Here is a 4,222-nt window from a genome sequence, read left to right as displayed (position 1 = left end):
GCGCCGGGCCGGCATCTCCTCCTTCGGCGTCAGCGGCACCAACGCCCACGTCATCATCGAGCAAGGCGAACCCGATACCACTGCCGGGCACGAGGACGAACTCCCGCTGGTGCCCTGGCTGGTGTCCGCCAAGGACACCGCCTCACTGGCCGCGCAGGCCGCACGGCTCGCCGACTGGGCGGAGCTGGACGATGCTTCGCCGGCTGTGGTCGGTGCGGCGCTCGCGGGTGAGCGTGCGGTGCTGGAGCGGCGTGCGGTGATCGTGGGCACCGACCGGGACGAACTGATCGCCGGACTGCGGGCGTTGGCAGCGGACGGCGGGATCTCGGGCTCTGGTGCGGGTGGGCGCCTTGCCTTCCTGTTCGCCGGACAGGGGAGCCAGCGGGTCGGCATGGGCGCCGACCTGGCGGCCGCGTTCCCGGTGTTCGCGAGCGCGTTGGACGAGATCTGCCAGGTGCTGGACCCGCTGGTGGGCCGGTCGCTGCGCGAGGTGATGTTCGAGGACGCCGACGGGGTGCTGGGCGAGACCGGGCTGACGCAGCCGACGTTGTTCGCCTTCGAGGTGGCGTTGTACCGGCTGCTGGAGTCCCTCGGTGTTCGCGCGGACGTGCTGGCCGGGCACTCGGTCGGCGAGATCGCCGCCGCGCACGTCGCCGGGGTCTTCGACCTGACCGACGCCTGCACCCTGGTCGCCCACCGCGCCCGGCTGATGCAGGCGCTGCCCGCCGGCGGGGCGATGCTCGCCATCGCCGCCACCGAGACCGACGTCCTGCCGCTGCTCGCCGGACACGAGGCCGAGGCGGGGATCGCCGCCGTCAACGGGCCCGCTGCCGTGGTCGTATCCGGCACCGAGGCGGCGATCGCCGCGATCGAGGCACAGACGACCGCGCGGACCAAGCGCCTGCGCGTCTCCCACGCCTTCCACTCCCCGCTCATGGACCCGATGCTCGCCGAGTTCCGGGTGGCACTGGCCGACATCGTCTTCCACGAGCCGACCATTCAGGTCGTCTCCAATCTCACCGGCCACCTCGCCGAACCCGGCCAACTCACCACCCCCGACTACTGGGTGAACCACGTCCGCCGGGCCGTCCGCTTCGCCGACGGCGTCACCGCCGCCCGTGCCATCGGCGCCACCGTCCTCGTCGAACTCGGCCCGGACGGCACGCTCACCGGCCTGGCCCAGCAGACCCTCGACGGCGGCGAGACGTTCGTCCCCACCGCCCGCAAGGACCGCTCCGAGACCCGCACCCTCCTCGAAGCCCTGGGCCGGCTCCACACCATCGGCATCGCGGTGGACTGGGCGACATACTTCGCCCCCGCCGGGTCCGGCCGCGTCGAGCTGCCCACCTACGCCTTCCAGCACCGGCGCTACTGGCTTGACCAGAGCCTGACTTCCAGCGATGTGACATCCGCCGGTCTGGGCGCTGTTGACCACCCGCTGCTCAGCGCACTCGTCCCGGCCCCGGACGCCGACGGCCTCACCCTCACCGGCCGGCTCTCGCTGACCGCCCAGCCCTGGCTCGCCGACCACGAGGTCAATGGCACGGTCATCCTTCCCGGTGCCGCTCTCGCCGAACTCGCCCTGCGGGCGGGCGAGGAGCTGGGCAGTCCCGTGCTGGACGAACTCACGCTCAGCTCTCCGATGGTTCTGCCGGCCAGTGGCAGCCTGCAACTGCAGGTGGTCGTCGCGGCCGCCGACGCCTCCGGGCGCCGGCCGGTGGCCGTCCACTCCCGGACCGAGGACGCGCCGGACTGGGTCCGCAATGCCCAGGGCTTCCTCGCCCTGGCTACCGAGACGCCCGCGTTCGACTTCGCCGCCTGGCCGCCGGCGGGCGCCGAGCCGCTCGCCGTGGACGAGCTCTACCCGGACCTGGCCGCGACCGGTCTCGGCTACGGCCCGGCCTTCCAGGGCCTCACCGCCGCCTGGCGGGTCGACAGTGATGTCTACGCCGAGATCACGTTGCCCGAGGAATGCCGTGCGGACGCGGTCCGGTTCGGCCTGCACCCCGCGCTGCTGGACGCGGCCCTGCACGCCATCGCCCTGGGCGACTTCCTGCCCGCCGCACAGCCCCACCTGCCGTTCGCCTTCAGCGGGCTGACCCTGCACGCGAGCGGCGCGACCGCCCTGCGGATCAAGGTCGGCTCTGCGGCTCCCGGCGGCGCGCTGGCGCTCGCCCTGGCGGACGGCGAGGGCCGACCGGTGGCGGAGATCGGCGCGCTCACGTTGCGTCCGGTCTCGGCCGACCAGCTGAGCGCCGCCCGCGACATGCTCCACCACTTGGTGTGGACAGCGGTCACGGCCGGCACCGCGACGGCGGAGATCCCGGCGTTCGAGCTGGTCACCGTCCCGGCCACCGAGGGTCTCGCCATCCCGGACGCGGTCCGCCACACCACCGAACACGTCCTCGCCGCCGTGCAGGCCTCGGAGGCCCCGCTGGTGGTCGTCACCCGCCACGGTGTCGCCACGACGGCCGACGAGCCGATCGACCTCGCCCACGCCGCCGCGTGGGGCCTGGTCCGCGCCGCCCAAGCCGAACAACCCGGCCGCATCACCCTCATCGACACCGCCACCGACACGAACGACGCGGTGACCAAGGCCCTGACCACCGGCGAGACCCAGGTCGCCGTCCGCGGTGAAACCCTGCTGACCGCCCGCCTCACCCGCGCCACCGTCACCCCCCGAGACGGTGAACCCGCTTTCGGGCCGGACTCCACCGTCCTGATCACCGGTGGCACCGGTGGCCTCGGCGCACTCACCGCACGGCACCTCGTCACCGACCACGGCGTTCGTGAGCTGCTGCTGGTCAGCCGACGAGGCACCGACGCCCCCGGCGCGACCGAACTGGCCGCCGACCTCACCGCCCTCGGCGCCCACGTCACCATCACCGCCTGCGACATCACCGACCGCGACGCCCTGGCCGAGCTGATCACCACCAACCCGCCCACCGCCATCGTCCACACCGCCGGCATCCTCGACGACGGTCTCCTCCCCGGCCAGACTCCCGAACGTCTGGACGCCGTGCTGCGGCCGAAGGCGGACGCCGCCTGGCACCTGCACGAGTTGACCGCGCACCTCGACCTGACCGCGTTCGTCCTCTACTCCTCCCTCGCGGGCACGTTGGGTAACGCCGGCCAGGCCACCTACGCCGCCGCCAACGCAGCTCTTGACGCCCTCGCCCACCACCGCACCACCCAGGGTCTGCCCGCGACCTCCCTCGCCTGGGGCCCCTGGGCAGGCGGCGGCATGGCCGGCGACCTCACCGAAGCCGACCTGCGACGGATGGAGCAGTCGGGCGTCAAGCCGCTCTCCGACCCAGAGGGTCTGGTCCTGTTCGATGCCGCCGTTCGTTCGGGTGACGCTGTGCTGGTTCCGGCGCGTCTGGTGCGGACCAGGCCTCGCCGGTCGGTCAGGGCTGCCGGGCAGGCGCGTACGTACAGCGTGGCTGAACTGGGCGAGCTGGTGCGTACGCAGGCTGCCGCCGTTCTGGGGTTCGCCGACGCTTCGGCGATTGCTCCGGGGCGGCAGTTCCAGGATCTCGGGTTCGACTCGTTGATGGCCGTGGAGTTCCGCAACCGCCTCGGTGCGGCGACGGGGCTCCGGTTGCCCTCGACGCTGATCTTCGACTACCCGACCGCTCAGGCCGTCGCCGATTACCTGGCCGGTGAGCAGAGCGGTCGCGAGCCGCAGGCCGTTGCCATCACGACCGCGACCGACGAGCCGATCGCGATCGTCGGCATGGCGTGCCGTTACCCGGGTGAAGTCGGGTCGCCGGAGGAGTTGTGGCGGCTGGTCGCGGGTGGCTCGGACGCGATCGGCGAGTTCCCGGCGGATCGCGGCTGGGACCTCGACGGGATCTACAGCCCGGACCCCGAGGCGATCGGCACCACCTACTCCCGACACGGCGCCTTCCTCTATGACGCGGGGGAGTTCGACCCCGGGTTCTTCGGGATCTCGCCGCGTGAGGCGCTCGCGATGGACCCGCAGCAGCGGTTGCTGCTGGAGACCTCCTGGGAGGCGATGGAGCGGGCCGGCATCAGTGCCGACCGGCTGCGCGGCAGCCGGACCGGCGTCTTCGCCGGCGTGATGTACCACGACTACGGCTCGCAGAGCCGCGTGCCCGGTGAGCTGGAGGGTCTGATCGGGATCGGCAACTCGGGCAGTGTCGCCTCGGGTCGCCTCTCCTACACCTTCGGTTTCGAGGGTCCGGCGGTGACGGTGGAC

Annotated in this window: 1 protein-coding gene; it reads left to right on the top strand. The window is 72.6% G+C overall.

Annotated features, from left to right (window positions below; translation table 11 throughout):
* On the top strand, positions 1–4,222 hold a 4,222-nt coding region (locus AB0J08_RS41110), incomplete at both ends, for a type I polyketide synthase (protein ID WP_360645173.1).

It is taken from the genome of Kitasatospora sp. NPDC050463 (assembly GCF_040655255.1).
In the GTDB taxonomy this organism is placed as follows: Bacteria; Actinomycetota; Actinomycetes; order Streptomycetales; family Streptomycetaceae; genus Kitasatospora.
The sequence above is the reverse complement of the archived record's forward strand: the minus strand, read 5'-3'. Positions and strand labels throughout refer to the sequence as shown.